Raw genomic sequence first — 812 nt, 5'->3', positions numbered from 1 at the left:
GGCAGGTGCCGCAGCAGGGCCTCCTCGACGAGGCGGGGCAGGACCTTCAGGCCCCCGGTGTTGATGAGGTCGTCGAGGCGGCCATCGATCTGCAGCAGCCCCTCGTCGTCGAGATGTCCGGCGTCGTCGGTGACGAACCATCGCGCGCCGTCCGCGTCGGCGATGAAGACCTGGGCACTGCGCTCCGGCAAGCCGAGGTACCCGCGCGCGAGGGTGGGGCCGCCGACGTGCACGCGACCCTCGACGATCCGCACGGCCGAGCCGTCCAGCGGTCGCCCGTCGTACACCGCTCCGCCCGCCGTCTCGCTCATGCCGTACGAGGTGACCGGGTGCGCCCCCGCCGCGCGGACGCGCTCGAGCAGGGGTGCTGGCACGGCGGCGCCGCCGATGAGCACCCGATCGAAGGAGCGCAGTGCGTCCACTCCGCGCGGATCGGCCAGGACGCGGGTCACCTGGGTCGGGGTGAGCGAGACGTACCGCCGGGCGGCGGTCAGTCGCCCGGCCGCGTCGGCGAAGAGCGGCGCGTCGAAGTGCTGGCGATGGTCGAGGGCGATCGGCGTGGTACCGGCGCGCAGCGAGCGGAAGAGCACCTGCAGACCGGCGATGTGTCGCGCGGGCATGGCGAGGAGCCACTGTCCGGGGCCGCCGAACCGCACGTGGGTGGCGTCGTCGCTGGCGATGATCGCGTCGGCCGTGAGCATGGCCAGTTTCGGAGCGCCGGTCGAGCCGGAGGTGCCGACGACGAGCGCCAACCCCTCGGGCCGGTCGGCGGGCGCGGGCAGGTCGGGCGGCGGTGCGTCGTCGGCGTGCGG

General features: G+C 74.6%; 1 protein-coding gene. It reads right to left on the bottom strand.

Going from position 1 to position 812, the window contains the following annotated elements:
• Positions 1–812 (bottom strand): AMP-binding protein (locus KD1_RS15320; protein ID WP_068403362.1); only part of this gene is annotated, 812 nt, incomplete at both ends.

It is taken from the genome of Kribbia dieselivorans NBRC 106261 (assembly GCF_001552435.1).
Lineage (GTDB): Bacteria > Actinomycetota > Actinomycetes > Actinomycetales > Dermatophilaceae > Kribbia > Kribbia dieselivorans.
The sequence above is the reverse complement of the archived record's forward strand: the minus strand, read 5'-3'. Positions and strand labels throughout refer to the sequence as shown.